Origin of the sequence: Pseudoalteromonas sp. ASV78 (genome assembly GCF_047806705.1) — a bacterium.
GTDB lineage: Bacteria > Pseudomonadota > Gammaproteobacteria > Enterobacterales > Alteromonadaceae > Pseudoalteromonas > Pseudoalteromonas prydzensis_A.
On the sequence record NZ_JBLOPA010000001.1, the window covers coordinates 756,104 to 776,590 of the forward strand.

General features: G+C 41.0%; 20 protein-coding genes and 8 tRNA genes. 25 read left to right on the forward strand and 3 right to left on the reverse strand.

The window, feature by feature from the left end; translation table 11 throughout:
* Positions 1-96: 96 nt before the first annotated feature.
* The 6 genes from ACMVDV_RS03400 to ACMVDV_RS03425 all read left to right on the forward strand — a co-directional run bounded on the left by ACMVDV_RS03400 (position 97) and on the right by ACMVDV_RS03425 (position 4,899).
* On the forward strand, positions 97-321 hold the full coding sequence (locus tag ACMVDV_RS03400; RefSeq protein ID WP_416157194.1) for a hypothetical protein: 225 nt from the start codon (positions 97-99) through the stop codon (positions 319-321).
* 230 nt (positions 322-551) lie between these two features.
* Positions 552-2,102, forward strand: coding sequence for an IS21 family transposase (istA, locus tag ACMVDV_RS03405; RefSeq protein ID WP_416157195.1), 1,551 nt, complete (start codon positions 552-554; stop codon positions 2,100-2,102).
* An 11-nt stretch (positions 2,103-2,113) separates the two neighbouring features.
* Positions 2,114-2,869, forward strand: coding sequence for an IS21-like element helper ATPase IstB (gene istB / locus ACMVDV_RS03410; protein WP_416157196.1), 756 nt, complete (start codon positions 2,114-2,116; stop codon positions 2,867-2,869).
* A 304-nt stretch (positions 2,870-3,173) separates the two neighbouring features.
* Positions 3,174-3,437, forward strand: a complete 264-nt coding sequence (locus ACMVDV_RS03415) for a hypothetical protein (protein ID WP_135475233.1) — start codon at positions 3,174-3,176, stop codon at positions 3,435-3,437.
* A gap of 93 nt (positions 3,438-3,530) precedes the next feature.
* Entirely contained in the window at positions 3,531-3,812 is a 282-nt protein-coding gene (locus ACMVDV_RS03420; protein ID WP_135475234.1) for a helix-turn-helix transcriptional regulator, read from the forward strand.
* A gap of 199 nt (positions 3,813-4,011) precedes the next feature.
* Positions 4,012-4,899 (forward strand): hypothetical protein, encoded by an 888-nt coding sequence (locus ACMVDV_RS03425; RefSeq protein ID WP_416157197.1) that lies wholly within the window; start codon positions 4,012-4,014, stop codon positions 4,897-4,899.
* A 7-nt stretch (positions 4,900-4,906) separates the two neighbouring features.
* Here the strand turns inward: ACMVDV_RS03425 and ACMVDV_RS03430 are convergent, their stop codons facing one another.
* The 3 genes from ACMVDV_RS03430 to ACMVDV_RS03440 all read right to left on the reverse strand — a co-directional run bounded on the left by ACMVDV_RS03430 (position 4,907) and on the right by ACMVDV_RS03440 (position 6,662).
* Complete coding sequence (locus ACMVDV_RS03430) at positions 4,907-5,644, reverse strand: XRE family transcriptional regulator (protein ID WP_416157198.1); 738 nt, start codon at positions 5,642-5,644, stop codon at positions 4,907-4,909.
* A 214-nt stretch (positions 5,645-5,858) separates the two neighbouring features.
* Positions 5,859-5,935: transfer RNA gene (locus tag ACMVDV_RS03435), tRNA-Pro, on the reverse strand.
* A gap of 106 nt (positions 5,936-6,041) precedes the next feature.
* Complete coding sequence (locus ACMVDV_RS03440; protein ID WP_416157199.1) at positions 6,042-6,662, reverse strand: arylesterase; 621 nt, start codon at positions 6,660-6,662, stop codon at positions 6,042-6,044.
* Here ACMVDV_RS03440 and ACMVDV_RS03445 point away from each other — a divergent pair, their 5' ends adjacent.
* From ACMVDV_RS03445 to ACMVDV_RS03535, 19 genes are all read left to right on the forward strand, one after another.
* Positions 6,663-7,376 carry an ABC transporter ATP-binding protein gene (locus ACMVDV_RS03445; protein WP_416157200.1) on the forward strand — a complete coding sequence of 238 codons (714 nt, stop codon included), beginning with the start codon at positions 6,663-6,665 and terminating at the stop codon, positions 7,374-7,376.
* The gene (locus ACMVDV_RS03450; RefSeq protein WP_416157201.1) at positions 7,366-9,867 is read left to right on the forward strand and encodes an ABC transporter permease; all 2,502 of its coding nucleotides are present in this window, start codon (positions 7,366-7,368) and stop codon (positions 9,865-9,867) included. Before ACMVDV_RS03445 ends, ACMVDV_RS03450 begins: the two co-directional genes overlap by 11 nt.
* Positions 9,868-9,977: 110 nt before the next feature.
* A complete protein-coding gene (ruvC, locus tag ACMVDV_RS03455) occupies positions 9,978-10,502 on the forward strand; it encodes a crossover junction endodeoxyribonuclease RuvC (RefSeq protein WP_304185118.1) in 525 nt (174 codons plus the stop codon).
* A gap of 1 nt (position 10,503) precedes the next feature.
* Positions 10,504-11,121 (forward strand): Holliday junction branch migration protein RuvA, encoded by a 618-nt coding sequence (ruvA, locus tag ACMVDV_RS03460; RefSeq protein ID WP_304185117.1) that lies wholly within the window; start codon positions 10,504-10,506, stop codon positions 11,119-11,121.
* Between the two features lie 7 nt (positions 11,122-11,128).
* Positions 11,129-12,136 (forward strand): Holliday junction branch migration DNA helicase RuvB, encoded by a 1,008-nt coding sequence (ruvB, locus tag ACMVDV_RS03465; RefSeq protein ID WP_064666945.1) that lies wholly within the window; start codon positions 11,129-11,131, stop codon positions 12,134-12,136.
* Positions 12,137-13,038: 902 nt separating this feature from the next.
* Entirely contained in the window at positions 13,039-13,743 is a 705-nt protein-coding gene (gene tolQ, locus ACMVDV_RS03470) for a protein TolQ (RefSeq protein WP_416157202.1), read from the forward strand.
* Positions 13,730-14,164, forward strand: coding sequence for a protein TolR (gene tolR / locus ACMVDV_RS03475; protein WP_145233094.1), 435 nt, complete (start codon positions 13,730-13,732; stop codon positions 14,162-14,164). Before tolQ ends, tolR begins: the two co-directional genes overlap by 14 nt.
* A 1-nt stretch (position 14,165) precedes the next feature.
* Positions 14,166-15,092: a cell envelope integrity protein TolA gene (gene tolA, locus ACMVDV_RS03480; protein WP_416157203.1), complete on the forward strand. Its 927-nt coding sequence runs from the start codon at positions 14,166-14,168 to the stop codon at positions 15,090-15,092.
* Positions 15,093-15,101: 9 nt separating this feature from the next.
* A complete protein-coding gene (gene tolB / locus ACMVDV_RS03485) occupies positions 15,102-16,460 on the forward strand; it encodes a Tol-Pal system beta propeller repeat protein TolB (protein ID WP_416157204.1) in 1,359 nt (452 codons plus the stop codon).
* A gap of 35 nt (positions 16,461-16,495) precedes the next feature.
* Positions 16,496-17,038: a peptidoglycan-associated lipoprotein Pal gene (gene pal / locus ACMVDV_RS03490; protein ID WP_416157205.1), complete on the forward strand. Its 543-nt coding sequence runs from the start codon at positions 16,496-16,498 to the stop codon at positions 17,036-17,038.
* A gap of 13 nt (positions 17,039-17,051) precedes the next feature.
* On the forward strand, positions 17,052-17,804 hold the full coding sequence (gene ybgF / locus ACMVDV_RS03495; protein WP_416157206.1) for a tol-pal system protein YbgF: 753 nt from the start codon (positions 17,052-17,054) through the stop codon (positions 17,802-17,804).
* Between the two features lie 168 nt (positions 17,805-17,972).
* A tRNA-Lys gene (locus ACMVDV_RS03500) sits at positions 17,973-18,048 on the forward strand.
* 56 nt (positions 18,049-18,104) lie between these two features.
* Positions 18,105-18,180: transfer RNA gene (locus ACMVDV_RS03505), tRNA-Lys, on the forward strand.
* Between the two features lie 65 nt (positions 18,181-18,245).
* A tRNA-Lys gene (locus ACMVDV_RS03510) sits at positions 18,246-18,321 on the forward strand.
* 65 nt (positions 18,322-18,386) lie between these two features.
* Positions 18,387-18,462 (forward strand) — tRNA-Lys (locus ACMVDV_RS03515).
* A 65-nt stretch (positions 18,463-18,527) separates the two neighbouring features.
* Positions 18,528-18,603 (forward strand) — tRNA-Lys (locus ACMVDV_RS03520).
* A 65-nt stretch (positions 18,604-18,668) separates the two neighbouring features.
* Positions 18,669-18,744 (forward strand) — tRNA-Lys (locus tag ACMVDV_RS03525).
* Positions 18,745-19,154: 410 nt separating this feature from the next.
* The gene (gene nadA, locus ACMVDV_RS03530) at positions 19,155-20,195 is read left to right on the forward strand and encodes a quinolinate synthase NadA (RefSeq protein WP_416157207.1); all 1,041 of its coding nucleotides are present in this window, start codon (positions 19,155-19,157) and stop codon (positions 20,193-20,195) included.
* A gap of 147 nt (positions 20,196-20,342) precedes the next feature.
* Positions 20,343-20,432, forward strand: a tRNA-Ser gene (locus ACMVDV_RS03535).
* The last annotated feature ends 55 nt before the right edge of the window (positions 20,433-20,487 follow it).

A 20,487-nucleotide genomic window follows, 5' to 3' on the forward strand; every position in this document is an offset into this window, starting at 1 on the left:
TTGTGTTGTTGATAATGGTTTGTTTAATTTTGCGAATTGATCCAGTTAGGGCTAGTCTTTTATTTAGGAACTTGGAATGCAAAGCAGGATTTGTGTATGCACTTGAAAGGTATTTTTTCTTTATTACTTCTTTTGGCTGCTGGCTATATTTATTTGAGTTATGAGCCTGAACCATCAATTGATACTACTTCTATGAATAGCTTTGCGTGGTCTGAATATGATATTTATTTAAGTCTAGAAGAGCATGAAAAACCTATATTTTTAGAGGCTATGCGATTTTATAAATATGGTGGGGCATATGATTCTTATAGTGAGTTGTAGATGCTGTAATAGCTGCATATTCTCTCCAGCTTTGATCACCCAATGGCATTAACTTTGATCACTTATTCTCATTAAGCTTTGATCACGAAAATCACTCGATAATGATCACTTTTGTGTTCTTAATGATTTTGCCGATCAAAGCTTAATGCCACTCCTCACCGAGTTCACGTTTTATCATTTTTGTAGGTATGTTAAACCGTTATCTAAATCATTTGATGAGGATAACAATAATGTCAACAAGACCTATATCTATGAGTAAATTACATGCTATTTTACGGCTGAAATATTCAGCAAAATTATCCCATCGAGAGATTGCCAGAAGCTTAACTATCTCCCCTGGCACTGTGGCTAATTACGTTAAAAAGGCCAATGAGTTAGGCTTAAACCAATGGCCGTTACCTGAAGATAAACAACACGGTACTTTTCTTAATACAAAAATCAGGGACTTCTCAACCCGTCAAAAAAGATACCCAACACCTGACTGGCTCACCATCAATAAGGATTTGAAGCAGCACAAACATTTGACGTTGCAGTTAGTATTTGATGAATTGCGTGAGAAAGTCGGTGAGCCTTATTACAGTTATAGCCACTTTTGCCGAGCCTATCGGGAATGGGTGGGCAAACAACGATTGTCGATGCGTCAGCATCATAAAGGCGGTGAAAAGCTGTTTGTGGATTATTGTGGCCCCACGCTGACCATCACGTGCCCTACAACACAGGAAACACGACCTGCTCAAGTGTTTGTTGCCGTGCTCGGCGCATCAAATTATACCTATGCTGAGGCAACGTATAGTCAACAACTTGAAGATTGGGTGATGAGTCATGCCCGTTGCTTTGCGTTTTTAGGCGGTGTTCCTGAACTTGTTATTCCCGACAACTTAAAAAGCGCCGTTAGTAAACCCTGTCGCTACGAGCCTGATTTAAACCCCACGTATCATCAATTAGCCGAGTATTTTAATGTCGCGGTCATACCCGCTAGACCTTATAAACCCAAAGATAAATCGAAGGCTGAAGTCGGTGTACAAATTGTTGAGCGTTGGATCATGGCACGTCTACGCAAGCAAACCTTCTACAGCTTAGCGCACCTAAATCGAGAAATAGCAAAACTACTTGATGCTATGAACAATAAGGTCATGAAGCAATATCAACAGTCACGTAAACAGCTATTTGATAGGGTGGATAAAAGCGCATTAAAGCCATTGCCTGAAAAGCCTTATCACTATACACAAATCAAAACGGTGCGAGTGCACATTGATTATCATGTTGAAATAGAAAAACATTACTACAGTGTGCCGTATCAGTGGGTTAAGAAACAATTACGCGCACACATAACCAATCAGCTAGTACAGCTTTATCATGACGATACCTTAATCGCACAACATCCTCGCTCACATCGTTTAGGTGGGCATACAACACAGTCTCATCATATGCCTCTGGCGCATCAAAAACAGCATGAGCAGTCACCGATAAATTTACGCTCATGGGCATTAAGTATTGGGGAGTATACCCACCAAGTTATTGAGTTACAGCTCAGTGGACGGCGTCACCCCGAGCACGCTTATCGCGCCTGTTTAGGGGTGTTAAGTTTAGCTAAAATCTATTCAAAAGAGCGGCTTGAGCAAGCGTGCTATCGCGCAATCATAATGAATACGACCACACTCAAATCAATAAAGCAGATGCTGAAGAAAGGGTTGGATCAACAACCGTTACCCACACAGCAAACAGAGCCAGAAAAGCCAATTAAGCATGGCAACATACGCGGCACACAGTATTACCATTAAGGAAATGAATCATGATAGACACCATTAATCAACAACTTCAGCTACTCAAGCTATCAGGCATAAAACACGCATTAAAACAGCAGCTTGAGCAGCCTAACTTATACCAAGAGCAAAGCTTTATAGAGCGTATCAGTTTATTGCTAACACATGAAATTGACACGCGTGAGCAAAGAAAAATCGACCGGCTCGTGCGACACGCTAAATTCCGCTTACCGGCTCAGTTAAATCAACTGATTTACTCGCCGACACGCAATATAGAAAAAGCACAGATACGTAACTTAAGCCAAAATAGCTGGCTGAACTTACATCAAAATATCTTAATCACCGGGGCAACAGGCTGTGGAAAAACATACCTTGCGTGTGCCTTAGGACATGAGCACTGCCTACAAGGAAAAAGTGTTTACTATATTCGATTAAAAGAACTACTCGAAAGCCTGTTTCTAGCACAAGCAGATGGTAGTTACCGAAAATTACTAGCGAAGCTAATAAAGTATGATCTACTGATCTTAGACGACTGGGGGCTTGAACCACTGAGTGCGCAGCAACGAGGTGACTTACTCGAATTAATCGATGCGCGGTATGGGTATAAATCACACATAATTATAAGCCAGCTCCCGCAGGAAAACTGGCATGAGATGATCGGAGAATCAACCCATGCTGACGCCATTTTAGATAGGCTAATTCATGGTTCGATTAAGTTGAACTTAAAAGGAGAATCGATACGAAAACAGTTAAATAAATTGACTGATGATGATCAGTTAAGCTAATTTAAAAACGGCTCTACAAAATGATAAATCAGGTGATCAAAGCTGATGAGAATCGGTGATCAAAGTCATGAGAATACGCAAATAGCAAGAGGAGAAAACCCTCAAGACATTAAATTTCATGAAACAGCTGAACACATTAATGGTATGACAGGAAAAGAGGTGATAACGGTATATCAAGACGTCTTGCATGCTAGGAATCTGATGGACAGGTGATTAAAATTTGACTTATGCGGTATGCGCATATAGAATAAATAGCATCAACTGTAATCAAGCAGTTGGTGTTAATTACAATTAGGGGTGCAACATGTTAATTACGACTGTTGATGACTTAATTGTAGCAACTGAACCTTTGAGTCAGACAGAGAAAAATAAAGTGCAGAGTTTTATTGATGTTCTTTATGCAGCTGTTAGTTTGGATGCGTTGGCAAGTATCATTGATGATGTAGAGGTTGACGGCAGTAGCGCCACCTATTTTGTAAGAGTAAATGAACAGCATGTTTGTGCATGTATAAAAGTTCAACTCAATGCAAACGGGGGCGTTAACTTAGATGTCACTTGCTATAGTTAAGGTGTGGACGTGGCTTAAAGGCCACGTCCACACTCGTTATAGTGGACTACTTTATAGAAACTATAAGCAAGTGCTTTGTAATTGGAGATAAAAATGAATGTTAATAGCAAACTGGTAGGCGCGTTAGGCTCACCCCAGGGCGCGGCATACTTCGTGAAAGAAAAAATGGTTAAAAAAGGATTATCAGGCAATGAAGCCGCAAAACTCGTAGGTGTCAATCAATCGACGATGAGTCGCTTTCTCAAAGGCGGCGCACTTACAGAGGAGATGGCAGTCAAACTTAACAAGGCATTCCAGATGGACATCCAGACATTGTTCAACCTAGAAGCTCAAAAGCATACTTACAACGCAAGGCGATTGGTTGAAACTTGTTAATAGACTATTTATCTCAAAAAAGCCCGCATACTGCGGGCTTTTTTAGAGTGAGAGCTTTTAGAAGCTTTTTTATTTTCTTAAAGAATAGATAAATTTAATTCTAATCAAGACAGTTAGGAATAGCCTTAATTTTTATTTTAATAGATGCCTTACTATTGAATTATATTCTTTTCACTCATATTAAACCTTGGAGGTTTTAATGTATTTATTTTCGGGATGGAATGATTACCTAGCTTCACTTTTGGAAATTGATTCCTCGAGTAAAAGTTATAATGATGCACATATGATATTTTGGGAGTATTTGATAAGAAAAATACCTAGAAAAGCTAGAGAAGTAGTATTCCCTAAAAACTTTGAAGTTCCCAAGGAGATCGCTAAAGGTTTCGAGTTATTCTGTAGTAATGCTTCATTAGGTGGAGATTTAGCACCGTACATGTCTAAAGGCATTGAAATTTACAAATTTGAAATGGAACCAGACGGTGACGATGTAATGGTTAATCGTACTGTCGACGGTTTATTTAATCATTGGAATATAAGACATTTTCACTTAGGCATGAAAATGAAAGGTAGATATATAGAGCGGACAGGACCTTTGTTGTATGCGATTGTCACCGAGGACAAAATTTATGCCATCGCTATAATGGAGCACGGTGCTTGGGTTGATAAAAATCTATTAACCATTGTTAAGGATAACTGGCCGGAATTGATAGATGATAATAAAGTAGAACTTGGAAAAGTAGTTAATGCTGATTACTCTGAAAAAACACAAAAAGAATTAAGGAAAAGAGGCACGTCAAGCGTTGTTGATTTAACGGAAAATCAGTATTTATTTGGCACAACTTTGAGCGGACATAAAATGTCTCTTCCCATGGCTTATACGTATTTGATCCGTTACTTTACAATTAAAGAGTCGGAACTATCAAAATATTTAGTTTCTAAGTATCCATTCATTTTTGCCGAACCTAAACTAGTTGTTAAGGACGCTTGTTTTTATATTAAATGTGATAAAACTGGATATAAAGAGGAAATCACACATGAAGTTTTTAATCATTTATCTCGCGCACAAGATATTATAATCAATCTTTAGTGCCAGCTTATCTTAAAACTGAATACCAAAACACTCTTCCTATTACTCTAACTGTTTGAGCTTCTTGAACAGTTAGGTTTTCGTCTGGGTATTCGTCTAAATTAAAGCTGCGAATGCGTAGGCCACCGCCTGGTCTGCGCGTTAGTGTTTTAACAAACAGCGCACCCGACCAATCTATGGCGAACATATCGCCATCTTTTATTGTTGTATTCGCAGTATCAATACCTACAGTCGCGCCATCAGGTATGACTGGTTCCATAGAATTACCTGACACTTTGACACATGCTGCGTGAGTTGGATCTATACCATGCCGACGAAGTGTAGATTTAGAAAAACGTAGTTTAGGGCCTTCGGTTTCTAAATGAACCTCTGAGCCATTGCCGGCTGATAATTCTACTTCCATATAAAACGGTACTTCTACTTCATCATCATTTAATGGGGTTTTACTATCCCATGGGTCTAATTCTACAAAGCTGTCAACGTTAGATGATTGATCATGCTTTTTTTTGCTGATTGAGACTACGTTTTCAGGGAATTTATCACCTTCACCATTGATCAACCATTTTATAGACACGCCTAATCTTTTAGCGCATGCATCCAATGACTCGCGACTAATTGAGTTTGTTTTAAACCACTTTCCAGCAGCTTGAGGTGTGACATTGGCAGCTCGAGCGAGTTCTGCTTTGGAAACACCTACATCTTGCATTGCCGACCACAATCGACCAGTAACTGAATTATCTTTCATATCAACACCATAAACCTAAGGTTTATAATTTAATACAAAACAAGGTTTACAATAAATAAACTAATGGTTTATATTGGTTTAGTTAACGGAGGGTTTATGACACCAGAATTTAAACAATGCGTTGAGGCCGCAGGTGGTACTAAAAATACAAATGGTTTTTTTATAAGTAGGCTTTAAATTTTGTGTAAGTGTTAGATATTAAAGAGGAGTTAAATGGTCGGTATGGAGAGATTCGAACTCTCGACCCCTGCCACCCCATGACAGTGCGCTACCAAGCTGCGCTACATACCGACGTTGCAAGCAATAGTACGTATATTTTTTAAAAAATCAATAAGCTTTTGTTTGTTTGCACATTTATTGCACGTACTGAGCGAAATAAATCATTTTCTGTGAATATTTAGTATTTTACCCACTCACTGATCGATTTATACATGGTATCTCGTAGTATAGGTTGCGCAGTTTTGTTAGGGTGTATGTTGTCGTTTTGCATTAGGCTTTTATCAGAGGCGATATCAAGCACAAAAAACGGCATTAAATGGCTGTCGGTTTCATCAGCAATGGCGGCGAAACTTGCGGTAAATTGCCCGGTATAACGTGGCCCATAGTTAGGCGGAATGTGGATTTCCATTATCGCTACTTTGGCATCGGCTTGTTGGCTTTTGCTCACTAAACTGGCTAGGTTGTCTTTCAGTCGTTTAATCGGGAAGCCACGCAGGCCGTCGTTGCCGCCAAGTTCGATGAGTACATGGCTAGGTTGAAATTGATTAAGCAGCGCGTCTAAACGGCGCAGTGCGCCACCGGTGGTTTCACCACTGATACTGGCATTGATCAGTTGTACGGGTGCTTGCTCAGAATCGTATTTATCTTGTAACAATTTAACCCAGCCTTGCTCTTGTTTTAAACCGTAGGCGGCACTTAAACTGTCTCCTAAAATTAAAATTGTGTTGTCAGCTGCCGCACTAAGTGGTTTGATTACTAATAGTAAAACGAATATAAAACGTAGGATTGAATACATCATATGTCAGCGCTATCTCAATTAAATATCATTCAGGTTAAAGGTCTTTCAAAAACGGTTACTACCCTTGAAGGGGATTTGCCCATCCTCAGCGACATCACCTTTAATGTCAAGTCTGGGGATTCAGTGGCTGTGGTTGGTGCATCTGGTTCAGGTAAATCTACCTTACTAAGTTTACTGGCTGGGCTGGATCAATCGACTCAAGGCTCAATCTACCTAGACGGTGAGCCACTGCATGAACTTGATGAAGAAGCGCGAGCGGCACTTAGGGCTGCCAAAGTCGGTTTTGTATTTCAATCTTTTATGTTGGTGCAAAGTTTAACCGCACTTGAAAATGTGATGCTACCTGCCGAGCTTGCTGGTGAATCAAATGCCAAGCAGCAGGCACTTGAACTACTAGAAAAAGTTGGTTTGAGTCATCGTGTTGAGCATTACCCATCTCAGCTTTCTGGCGGTGAACAACAACGTGTTGCCATTGCCCGCGCATTTATTGGCACGCCAAAGATTTTATTTGCTGATGAGCCATCCGCTAATCTTGATAGCAGAAACGGTAAATTAATTGAGTCATTGTTATTCGATCTGAATAAATTGCACGGTACGACCTTAGTGTTAGTGACGCATGACGAAGCACTGGCTGCGAAATGTCAGCACGTTTTGCAAATTGAAGCGGGGCAATTAGTTAAAAATACCAATGAGGCAGTGGCGAATGTGGGCTAAATTAGCACTAAAATTATTTAGCCGTGAGTTTCGCCGTGGTGAACTTACGGTGATCTGTGCGGCAATATCGCTTGCGGTATTGACGGTTTTAACACTTTCTATGGTAACTGACCGAATAGGGCAAAGCATCGCGCAAAAAAGCAGTGCCTTTATTGCCGCGGATCGCGTGCTGGCAAGCAACCATGAATTACCAGATGAGTATTTAACGAAAGCAAGCGAATACAACTTACAAACCGCACAGCTCACTTACTTTGATACTATGCTGTTTGCTAATGACGAAATGCAATTAAGCTCAGTTAAGGCGGTGTCGCAGCATTATCCACTTAAGGGCGAATTAAAAGTTAAAAGTAGCTTAACCGGTGAGGTTGAAGTTGCCACGCAGGGGCCATCGGTTGGTAATGTGTGGTTTAGTGAATCGGTATTTTATGCATTAAATGTCAAAGTGGGTGATACGGTTGAACTCGGTGCTGCGCAATTTCATATCGAAAAAGTACTGGTTGAAGAGCCAGACGCACCATTTAATATTTTTTCGAGTAGTCGCCGTGTACTTTTAAATAACCAAGATGTAGCAAAAACCGAAGTTATTCAACCTGGCAGCCGTGTTTTTTACCGTCAATTGTATGCTGGTGATGAGAGCGAGATCAGCGATTTTTATGCGTGGCTAAAACCGCAAATGAAAGAAAATCAGCAGTGGTATGGGGTAAAAGACCGACAATCGCCGATTGCTAATAGCTTAAACCGCGCTGAAAGCTTTTTATTATTAGCAGGATTATTGGGAATTATTTTGGCGGCAGTGGCGATTGCGGTGTCTGCAAAACGTTATTGCGAACGCCAATACGACCCCGTTGCGATGATGAAAACCTTAGGCGGCAGCCGCGCAACGATCCGCAAAATTTACTTACTGCATTTATCGCTAGTATGTGGTTTATCTGTGATCCTTGGCTTAGCCATTGGCTACGGTTTGCAAGAAATTGCCACTGGCTATTTGGCAAAATCAATGAATAACAGCTTGCCTGCGGCGGGTTTAAAACCTTGGTTTGTAGCGATCAGCACTGGGGTGATTTGTGCGGTGATGTTTTCAATCAAACCGTTATTAGATTTATTTGATATTCCACCGCTTAGAGTATTACGCCGTAATTTGGGCGATAAGCTGTTGGTGAGTAAAGTGCATTTAGGCATGTCGGCTGTGACGGTATTTTTACTAATGTGGTTATTTAGTAATAACTTAAAAATCACCGCTATTTTATTTGTTTCAACCTTGGTTTTAATCGCCATCTTATTTTTGCTATCACGGTTAATTTTTGGTGGTGGGCGTAAGCTAGGGCTGCGTCCAGGCAGCAGTTGGTCGCTTGCAATTGCCTCTATTCAAAAACGGGCCAATGCCAATGCGGTGCAGTTGATCAGTTTTTCGCTTGCTATAAAACTGTTGTTATTTTTAGTGGTACTTAAAAACGATATGATCGCTGATTGGCAATCGCAATTACCTAGTGATGCGCCGAATGCCTTTTTGGTGAATATTACAGAAACAGAACTGCCAGATGTAAATGCGTTTTTAGCACAAAAGAACATTCAAGTGTCAGACTTTTACCCGACTGTTCGTGGTCGTATCAACGCAGTCAACGGCGAGCTGGTTGCCCGTGAAGTGTCGTTGCAAGATAATGAAAAGAAAGACGAAGAAGCCCGTTCAGGTATTGGCCGTGAGCTTAATCTTACCTGGCTTGAGCAACCGCCGGCGCAAAATGAGATAATCGACGGGCAATGGTTTGGCGACAATGCCACCGCTGAAGCGTCAGTTGAAGAATCAATGCTCGAGCGCTTAGATGTAAAACTGGGTGATACGCTGACCTTTTTAATCGGTGCGCAATCATTTGATGCTAAAATTACCAGTGTGCGTAAAGTGAATTGGGCAACCTTAAAACCTAATTTCTTTATTATTCTAAGCCCCGATGTTTTAGCTGATTTTCCAGCGACCTATATTTCATCGGTACGTATTAATGACGAGCAAAAGCGCGACTTTAGCCAATTATTACGCAGTTATCCAACCATCAATGCCATAGACGTAGAAAGTTTTGTTAAACAAATTCGCTCGACTATTTCGCAAGTGTCCTTGGCGATAGGTTTTGTACTAGCGATAGTGGTGATGTGTGGTGGCTTAGTATTGATTTCCCAAGTACAAGCAAGCTTGGGCGAGCGAATGCAAGAAATTGTTATATTGCGTACTTTAGGTGCAAAAGGGCGGTTAATAAAAAATGCCACTTTATATGAATTTTTATTGCTTGGCAGCGCTGCGGGTTTTGTCGCTGCGCTGGTCAGCGATGTTGCGTTATTAATAGTACAACGTGAGATGTTTGAGTTAGCCGGTAAGTTGCACCCGCATATTTGGCTGATTGGGCCATTAGTGGGGGGCGTGTTTGTGGCATCACTCGGTTACTTTATGATAGCCAGAACCATGCGCAAAAATACCCAAGGGTTGCTGCGCTCTTTAGCCTAAAAGGCTAGCAATTAAACAAGCCCGTTTTTACGGGCTTTTTAGCACTGGTAATTTATACAGTGCTCTGGCATTATTACTGCAATTAACTATTTACACTGATTGGGCAAGTATTGGCTATTATTTTAGGGATTGATCCTGGCTCACGATTAACTGGCTATGGGGTGATTGCCCATCAAGGGGCTAAATTTACTTATTTAGGCAGCGGTTGTATAAAACTGGCCGATCACGAGTTTCCTATTCGATTAAAAATGATTTACCAAGGGATCAGTCAACTAATCGAACAATTCTCTCCCGATCACTTTGCCATTGAAAAAGTGTTTATGGCACATAATCCAGATTCAGCATTAAAACTGGGCCAAGCGCGTGGTGCGGCGATTGTGGGCGCTGCCATGGCAGAGCTTGCTGTTTTTGAATATTCTGCTCGGCAAATTAAACAAGCAGTAGTAGGGCACGGTGGTGCTGATAAATCGCAAGTGCAGCATATGGTTAAAAATATTTTAAAATTACCAGGCACACCGCAGGCCGACGCCGCCGATGCATTAGCCATTGCAATATGTCATGCGCATTCAGATCAAAATTTAATAAAACTAGCGGGCAGTGCCAGTAAAACCGTTAGAGGACGTTTAAGGAAATAATATGATAGGTCGCTTAAATGGCATTTTAGTCGAAAAACAACCGCCAGAGATTTTGCTTGAAGTAAGCGGGGTTGGTTACGAAGTTAACATGCCGATGACGTGTTTTTATGATTTACCAAACATTGGCGAAAATGCCATTGTGTATACTCATTTTGTAGTGAGAGAAGACGCCCAGTTACTATTTGGTTTTAATAATAAAATTGAGCGAGCATTATTTAGAGAGTTATTAAAAGCCAATGGTGTGGGGCCTAAACTCGGATTAGCAATACTTTCAGGAATGTCGGCTAAACAATTTGTGAGCTGTGTAAATAATGAAGATGCCACTAGTTTAGTAAAACTGCCGGGAGTCGGTAAAAAAACCGCAGAACGGTTAGTACTGGAAATGAAAGACCGATTAAAAGATTGGGGTAATGACTTATTCACGCCATTTAGTGATAATGCAGTTATAGAGCCTGCCTCTGACGCGCTGATCGCAAATAATACTGCAGATGATGCAGTCTCAGCGTTGGTATCGTTAGGTTATAAATTGGCGCAAGCACAAAAAACAGTAAAATCAGTGGCCAAGCCTGGTATGTCTACAGAGGTTCTTATAAAAGAATCTTTAAAATCAATGTTGTGAGTAAACCATGATTGAAGCGGATCGTTTAATAGATGCGACTGAACAAAGTAATGAAGATGTAGTCGATCGCGCGATTAGACCAAAACTATTAGCCGATTATACTGGTCAGCCCCATGTTAAACAGCAAATGGAAATATTTATAGAAGCGGCTCGTACGCGTGGTGAAGCACTTGATCATTTATTAATATTTGGCCCACCAGGATTAGGTAAAACCACATTGGCAAATATTGTGGCGAACGAGTTGAATGTCAGTATTAAAACCACCTCAGGCCCTGTGCTTGAAAAAGCAGGGGACTTAGCCGCGCTGCTTACTAACCTTGAAGAAGGGGATGTACTGTTTATTGACGAAATACATAGGCTAAGCCCGCAAGTTGAAGAAATACTCTATCCCGCCATGGAAGACTACCAACTTGATTTAATGATTGGTGAAGGCCCAGCAGCGCGCTCTATCAAACTTGATTTACCGGCTTTTACACTGATTGGTGCAACCACTCGCGCGGGTTCGTTAACCTCACCGCTGAGAGACCGTTTTGGTATTGTGCAGCGTTTAGAGTTTTATTCAGTTGCCGATCTCTCAACCATAGTAGCGCGCTCTGCGCATTATTTAAATTTACAAATGTGTGATGATGGCGCGGCAGAAATTGCTAAACGTTCTCGTGGTACGCCACGTATCGCCAATCGATTATTGCGCCGAGTACGTGATTACACGCAAGTTAAATCAGACGGTACAGTCAATGCAGAAGTGGCAGAGCTGGCACTTAACATGATTGATGTAGACAAAAGCGGTTTTGATTACATGGACCGTAAATACTTGCTCGCCATCATCGAAAAGTTTATGGGTGGCCCCGTTGGTTTAGATAATCTTGCTGCCGCCATTGGTGAAGAAAAAGAAACTATCGAAGATGTGATTGAGCCGTATTTAATTCAACAAGGCTTTATACAACGCACTCCTCGCGGGCGTATTGTCTCTGATAACGCCTACCATCATTTTGGTTTGTTACCTAAACAACAATAAACTATATTTTTTGCAGCCATATACTCAAATATGGCTGCAAACTTTTCTCTGCAAATAACGCAACAGTTCTTTTTTAACCGCTTAGCGCCTATCTACCTGTGCGTTTAGCTATTTCGACGACGATAATTCACATGCTGTTAAGTTTATAAACGATATTGTATGCGCCATAGCGAGGTCGTGCTGTGCGTGATTTGCAGGCAAAAAAAAGCCCGCATAAAATGCGGGCAAACAACAAGTTGAAGGAAGTAATCTAGGGAACACAGCTTAAACTCATCAAGTTTTATCAAGAGGACTTTAAGCTTAGCAATACGAAAAATCAGATTCATATTGCAAAGAACTGGGCTTCATGAAGTATTCATTACTGCGCTAGCTCGGTATGGGAGAATAATACGCAATTGTTGTTTTTTGTTCAAACTAGAAAAATTTAATTTTCAGATAAAAAAAACTAATAACTGGATTTTTTTGGTTGCGTTATTTTTGTTCATAAAATTCACAGTAGGTTAGTAATTTGTTGAATTTATGAAACTTTATTTGATTGGTTGGTTTTTGAACAGATTAGTTTAACTGTTCTGCGTTAAGTTTAGAATGCTGCTTTTGCTTGGTTATGCACTGATTGTGAATAAACAAGGTGTTTTACATGGTTTTTGTTTATAAATACGCACCGAGTGAAAATGTTTACGTAAGTCGCTGTGAATAAAGATTTAAGTGTCTTGGTTTTTCAGCTAAGCAAAAAAGCTGCAGACCTGCTTTTCAACGTTTTTTGTTGCTAATTCACAGCAATAGCGTTGTCAGTAAGGATCTGAATCGATACACTAGTTGCAACTTTTTGGCCAACCCTTTGGTCAGATACCTAGCGTAAAAAGAAATGGTGTTTTTACAAGAAATCTTATTAGGAGTTTAATGTGGGTTCAGGGCTTAATTTTTTAGATTTAATTCTAGAAGCAAGTTTTCTTGTGCAGTTGGTAATGTTGGCACTGGTAGCAATGTCAGTTATGTCATGGGCAATTATTTTTCAACGTAAGAAAGCAATTTCTGAGGCGTTAACAAATGCCAAGCGCTTTGAACAAAAATTTTGGTCTGGCATTGATTTAAGCAAACTTTACAACGAAATTTCATCACGCAGCGGTAACTCAAGCGGTATAGAAGCATTATTTATTGCTGGCTTTAAAGAATTTGCACGTCATAAAAAAACGTCGTTTCAAAGTGCTAGTATCGTAATGGAAGGCACGCATCGTTCAATGCGCGTTGCGTTATCCCGTGAAATTGAAAAACTAGAATCAAGCTTATCGTTTTTAGCAACGGTTGGTTCTATTAGTCCTTACATTGGTTTATTTGGTACTGTATGGGGCATTATGAATGCTTTTATTGCGCTAGGCGAAGTTAAGCAAGCAACCTTACAAATGGTTGCCCCAGGTATTGCTGAAGCCCTAATTGCAACCGCAATGGGTTTATTCGCTGCTATTCCTGCGGTTATTGCATACAACCGTTTTGCTAATAGAGTTGAAAAGCTGGAATCTAACTACATTAACTTTATGGAAGAGTTTGCAAATATTTTACACCGTCAAGCAGCTACACAAATAGAGGCAAAAGCGAATGTATCAGCGTAAGAAACGTCGTCCTGTTGCAGAGATAAACGTAGTTCCTTATATAGATGTGATGTTGGTATTGTTGATCATCTTTATGGCGACCGCGCCTTTGATCACACACGGTGTTAAAGTTGATTTACCAAAAATGGAAGAATCAGATTTAGTTGATACTAAAGATACACCGCCAATTATTGCCTCTATTGACGCACAAGGTAAGTACTATGTCAGTATTGGAACTGATCCTGAAGAGCCGATGGAAGCATTAGATGTTGCCGCTGTTATCAAGCTACAACTGATGAAAAACCCAGAAACCCCAGTGATGATCAAAGGTTCAGGCAAAGTATCGTATCAAGAGGTATTATTATTGATGGATTTCTTAAAAAATGCCGGTGTACCTTCAGTGGGATTAATGACTGAGTCGTTTGAAGGGAATAAAAACTAATATGGGTGCTTCAGTATTAAAATCAGTGTTATTGCACCTCGCTATAATAGGCGTTTTGGTAGGAACGGCGAGTTTTCATACATCAGCGCCCACAGTAATGGAAGTAACCTTAAACCAGGCTATGCCTGATGCTGAAAATGCGGTTTCAGCGGTGACTGTTGACCAAAAAATGGTTGAACAAAAAATTGCTGAGTTAAAACGTAAAGAAGATGACAAAAAACGTGCTGAAGATAAACGTATTCGGGATTTAGAGCGTCGTGCGTCAGATGCACGTAAACAACGTGAAGCAGAAGACCGCCGCATTAAAAAGCTAGAGCAACAGCGTCGCGCGAAAGAGAAAGAAACCGCGCAAGCCCAAGCTCAGGCGAAAAAAGCCCGTGAAATTGAACAAAAAGAACGTGAGAAAGCACAGCAAGCTGAAAAGCAAAAAGAGCAAGCAGAACTCGCTGCTAAAGCTGCGGCTGAAAAACGTAAAGCGGAAGAAGAGGCTTTAAAGAAAGCTGCAGACGAGCGCAAACGTGAAGAATTAGCGGCTAAAAAGCGTGCAGAAGCCGCGGAAGAAGCGCGTCAAAAAGCATTGCAAGAACAAATGCTGCAAGAGCAGCTAGCGTCAGAGCAAGCCGCACGCAATAAAGTTCGCCAACAGCAGGTAGGCACTGAGGTTGATAAATACAAAGCATTAATAATGGCGCGCATCCAGCAAAATTTATTAATTGATGAAAAAATGAAAAATCAACAATGTCGTGTCAATATTCGCTTAGGTTTTAATGGCTTGGTAACGCAGGTTAAATCTTTAGGCGGTGATAAGTTAGTATGTGAAGCGGCGCTTAGAGCGGTTCGTATGGCTGATACGTTGCCAGTTTCTAAAGATAAAGATGTATTTGAGCAATTAAAAAATATTAACTTAACAATTAAGCCACAATTTTAAAGGAATGGTATGTTCAACCAGTTGAAAACAGTTTGTTTAATTTTCGTTTTAGGCTTTGCCAGTGTTGCTAATGCAGCACTTGAAATAGTCATAACCGAAGGCATAGATGGCGCGCGACCAATTGCGATCGTGCCATTTAAATACAAAGGGGTGGGGCCAATCCCAGAAAAGCTTAGTGATGTGATTGCTGCAGATTTAATGCGCAGCGGTAAATTCAAACCAATCGGCGTTAATGAAATGCCGCAGTTACCTAGCAAAGATGCTGACGTAGACTATGCTGCATGGGTAAATAAAGGTGTTGAAGCCATTTTAGTTGGTGAAGTTGAACAGCAAACAGATGGTCGTTATTTAGTTCGTTATGAGCTGGTTGATGTTATTCGCGGCCAAATTACTGGTGGCGCAACACAAATGATGAGCAACGGTAAACTAATTAAAAACCAAGATCATATTCAAGAAGCGCGCGAAAGTGTGATCAGCGATACTGGCTTTAGACGTTATGCACACCGCATTAGTGATGTTATTTATGAGAGACTCACCGGTGAGCGCGGCGCATTTTTAACTAAAATTGCTTATGTGATCGTACGTGATGATGAACCAAAGCCTTACCAACTAGTAGTGGCTGATTATGATGGTTTTAACGAGCAGGTTTTATTACGTTCGCAAGAGCCGTTAATGTCTCCGGCATGGTCACCAGATGGTACTAAGCTTGCGTATGTGACTTTTGAAAATCGTCAAAGCCAAATTTATATGCAAGATTTATATTCTGGAAAACGTGAACTTATTACCAGTCATCAAGGTATTAATGGCGCGCCACAATTTTCGCCAGATGGTAAAAAATTATTATTAGTGCTGTCAAAAGACAGAAACGGTGCAACTGAAGTGTATATGCTAGACTTAGCGACACGTAAAGAGACCCGTTTGACTAACCACCGTAGTATAGATACTGAACCGTCTTGGCATCCGAATGGTCAAGATATTGTGTTTACCTCTGAAAGGGGTGGTAATGCTCAGATTTATAAGTTAAATTTACAAACAGGCAGGTCACAACGAATGACCTTTGATGGTGATATGAATCTAGCTGGTTCTATTACCCCTGACGGCAAAGAATTAGTGATGGTTAACCGTACCAACGGGCAGTACCATCTTGCTAAGAAAGAGCTGGCTACAGGCGCATTTCAAGTATTAACACGAACGCGCCTAGATGAATCACCGAGCATAGCACCAAATGGTTCGATGATCATATATAGCACGCTACATAATAATAAGCAGGTACTAGCGCTAGTATCAATGGACGGTCGCTTTAAAGCACGGTTACCTGTGCTAAATGGACAAGTAAAGGCACCCGCGTGGTCGCCTTATTTACAGTAATATTTGCTGGTTTACTCAATATAGGAATCTACTAAATGCAACTTAATAAAATACTTAAAGGCCTGCTAATTGCTGTGCCAGTTATGACACTAGCAGCTTGTAGCTCATCTTCGGATATCGATGAAGGTGCAGCAAATCAATCTAATCAAGCGACTGTTGAGCAAACAACAGATAATGATGCAGTTGAAGTTGCTACATTAACGCCAGAGCAGCAAGCACAAGAAGAGCTTCGTCAGAAGTATGACGAATTGCGTCAAGAGCAAGTGATTTACTTTGGTTTTGATACTGCGACTATTCAAGGACAGTACGGCGAATTACTTCGTGCACACGCTGAGTTTTTAGTTAAAAACCCATCAGTTAAAGTATTAATTGAAGGGCATGCCGATGAGCGTGGCACACCTGAGTACAATATTGCACTTGGTGAGCACCGTGGCCAAGCAGTTGAAAAATACCTACAAAGCTTAGGTGTTTCAGCAAGCCAAATGTCAGTAGTGAGCTATGGTGAAGAGAAGCCAATGGTTAAATCACGCACTGAATCTGCTTTCGCTAAAAACCGCCGTGCGGTACTAGTTTACTAAGATTAGAGACATTATGAAGCCGAAAATTATTTTGGCAGCCATGATATTGAGCGGGAGCACCCAAATTTGGGCTGCTCCCGCTCCTGTTTCAGAAGCTGCGAGTTCACAATCAAGTATCGAAAAACGCCTTGCTGCCCTTGAGAGCATGATGCAGTCACGCAACTTATTACAAGTTGAGTTACAGCAACAGTTAAATAGGCTGCAAGATGAAGTGAGTCAAGTTCGCGGGATCACCGAAGAACAAACCTACAAGCTAGAAAAAGTACTACAGCGTCAACGCGAGCTGTATCAAGAAATTGAAAATCGCGTTAGCCAAGCTTATTCGCAGCCTAGCGCATCAAGTGCTGATCAGTATGCTGAGCCTGCTACGTCACAAGTAATTAGTTCAGATCTGTCTGAGAATGAAGCTTACGAGCGTGCAGTGGCATTAATAATGAAAGACAAGCGCTATGATCAGGCAATTCCAGAGTTTCAAACGTTCTTAACCACGTATCCAAACTCTGTGTATGCATCAAACGCTCATTATTGGTTAGGGCAATTGCTAACGATTAAAAATGATCCAGTAAAAGCGTCGGATCACTTTAAAGTTGTGGTAAATGAATTTCCAAATTCAAATAAGCGCCCTGATGCAATGTTAAAACTGGGTACTTTGTTACAAGAACAAGGTTTAGCTGAACAAGCGTTAAAAACCTTTAATGATTTGATCAATCAATACCCAAGTACAACTGCTGCAAAATTGGCCACTGATCGCATTGCAAAAATGTAGAATCAGCTTGATTAGACTGCTTTTTGTCATAAGCGGTCTAAAATTGGTCAACTAGACATAAAAACTTAAAAAAAGAGACATTTTCTGTTGCACTCATTTTTTAAATAAGTATTATAAGCGCCCGCAGCAAACGAATGGTTCAACCACTCAAATTGCGGCAAAAAGAGCGGGTCATTAGCTCAGTTGGTAGAGCAGTGGACTTTTAATCCATTGGTCGATGGTTCAAGTCCATCATGACCCACCATTCTTAGAATGGTCTTTTATCGGCGGATTTACGTAAGTACTTAGGTACACCAGAGCGGGTCATTAGCTCAGTTGGTAGAGCAGTGGACTTTTAATCCATTGGTCGATGGTTCAAGTCCATCATGACCCACCATTCTTTATACGCTAATGAATGGTTTCAATCGGCGGATTTACGTAGCTTGTTGTAAGCACCAGAGCGGGTCATTAGCTCAGTTGGTAGAGCAGTGGACTTTTAATCCATTGGTCGATGGTTCAAGTCCATCATGACCCACCATTCTTTATACACTAATGAATGGTTTTAATCGGCGGATTTACGTAGCTTGTTGTAAGCACCAGAGCGGGTCATTAGCTCAGTTGGTAGAGCAGTGGACTTTTAATCCATTAGTCGATGGTTCAAGTCCATCATGACCCACCATTCTTGATATGTTAATGAATGGTTTTAATCGGCGGATCTACGCAGCTTGTTGTAAGCACCAGAGCGGGTCATTAGCTCAGTTGGTAGAGCAGTGGACTTTTAATCCATTGGTCGATGGTTCAAGTCCATCATGACCCACCATTCTTGATACACTAATGAATGGTTTAATCGGCGGATTTACGCAGCTTGTTTGTAAGCACCAGAGCGGGTCATTAGCTCAGTTGGTAGAGCAGTGGACTTTTAATCCATTGGTCGATGGTTCAAGTCCATCATGACCCACCATTTTGGTTTATTCAATTTCAGTTTACCTGATTCCCATTTACTAAATTCACATCGCGTCACATCAAAAAAACTACAAAACCAGCGTCAAGCTAAATATAATTGTCTTAATCAAATTGCAATTATATCAATCGTGTTAAGTTACTGACCATTTATAGCGACAGATAAATACAGTGCTCACAAGGCGGAAACTTTGACATGTAGTTGTTCTCGGCAATTGCTCCTGCATTGCTCTACCTCCTGCATCCATGCAGTCGTACATAAAAAATTACTAACGCAGCTAACGCTTTATTTAGCCCGCTAGGATGGTTTAATATTTAAGTCGATTGGTATTTATGCACACTACTGTTATTTAGTTTTATATTCTCGTATAATTCGCCCCATAATTGCACTGTAGATTAAGTGGTCGAGAAATGAGTTTAGCTCAAACTATTATGCCTGAAGGTTATATCTTTCCTCCTAAGCCAGCTCCGTTGAACGTTGATGAGCAAGCGCAATACAAAGCACGTATCAAGCAATTATTGATTGATAAAAATGCCGTATTGGTTGCCCATTATTATACAGATCCAGAAATTCAAGCACTTGCTGAAGAAACTGGCGGCTGCGTTGCTGACTCGTTAGAAATGGCGCGCTTTGGTGCCAAGCACGATGCTGACATGATCATTGTTGCCGGTGTACGTTTTATGGGTGAAACAGCGAAAATATTAACCCCGAATAAAACCGTGGTTATGCCAACCCTTGAAGCAACCTGTTCGCTTGATATTGGTTGCCCAATTGAAGAGTTCTCAGCATTTTGTGATCAGCACCCTGATCGTAAAGTGGTTGTGTATGCCAATACCTCGACTGCTGTTAAAGCACGCGCAGATTGGATCGTAACCTCATCGTGTGCGCTTGAGATTGTTGAGCACCTTGATGAAATGGGCGAAAAAATCATTTGGGGCCCAGACAAACATTTAGGTGCCTATATTCAAAAGAATACCGGCGCCGACATGATCATGTGGAATGGCGCATGTATCGTGCATGACGAGTTTAAAACCAAAGCGTTAAAAGATATGAAAGCGCTGTATCCAGATGCGGGCGTATTAGTACACCCAGAATCACCAGCAGAGATTGTAGCGTTAGCGGATGCGGTAGGCTCAACTAGTCAATTGATCAAAGCAGCGCAAACAATGGCTAACCAAAAGTTTATTGTAGCCACCGATCGCGGCATTTTTTATAAAATGCAGCAGCTTTGTCCTGATAAAGAATTTGTTGCCGCACCAACTGCAGGTGAAGGCGCAACCTGTAAGAGTTGTGCGCACTGCCCGTGGATGGCAATGAACGGCCTCAAAGCGATTGAGGAAGCGTTATTAGATGCAACTGGCAAAGAAGTGTTTGTAGATATGGACCTTCGTGAAGGCGCACTCAAGTCGCTTAATCGTATGCTCGATTTCTCAGCGTCACTACAACGCTAAACTAAGTTATAAAGATAAGGCCGCTGATATGACTATCAGCGGCCTTTTTGTTTGTTTACTAGGCAGTTAACAGGTAAAAGGGAAAAACACCTTGCACCAGTGCACGCTATTTCATACTATTACGCCGCGTTATACATTAACGCCTGCGGTGAGGTGGCTGAGTGGCTGAAGGCGCACGCCTGGAAAGTGTGTTTAGGTTAATCCCTAACGAGGGTTCGAATCCCTCCCTCACCGCCATTATTTAATATTAAGACGGCCTTTTTAATTTTTACCGATGTGTACTTTCCTTTAT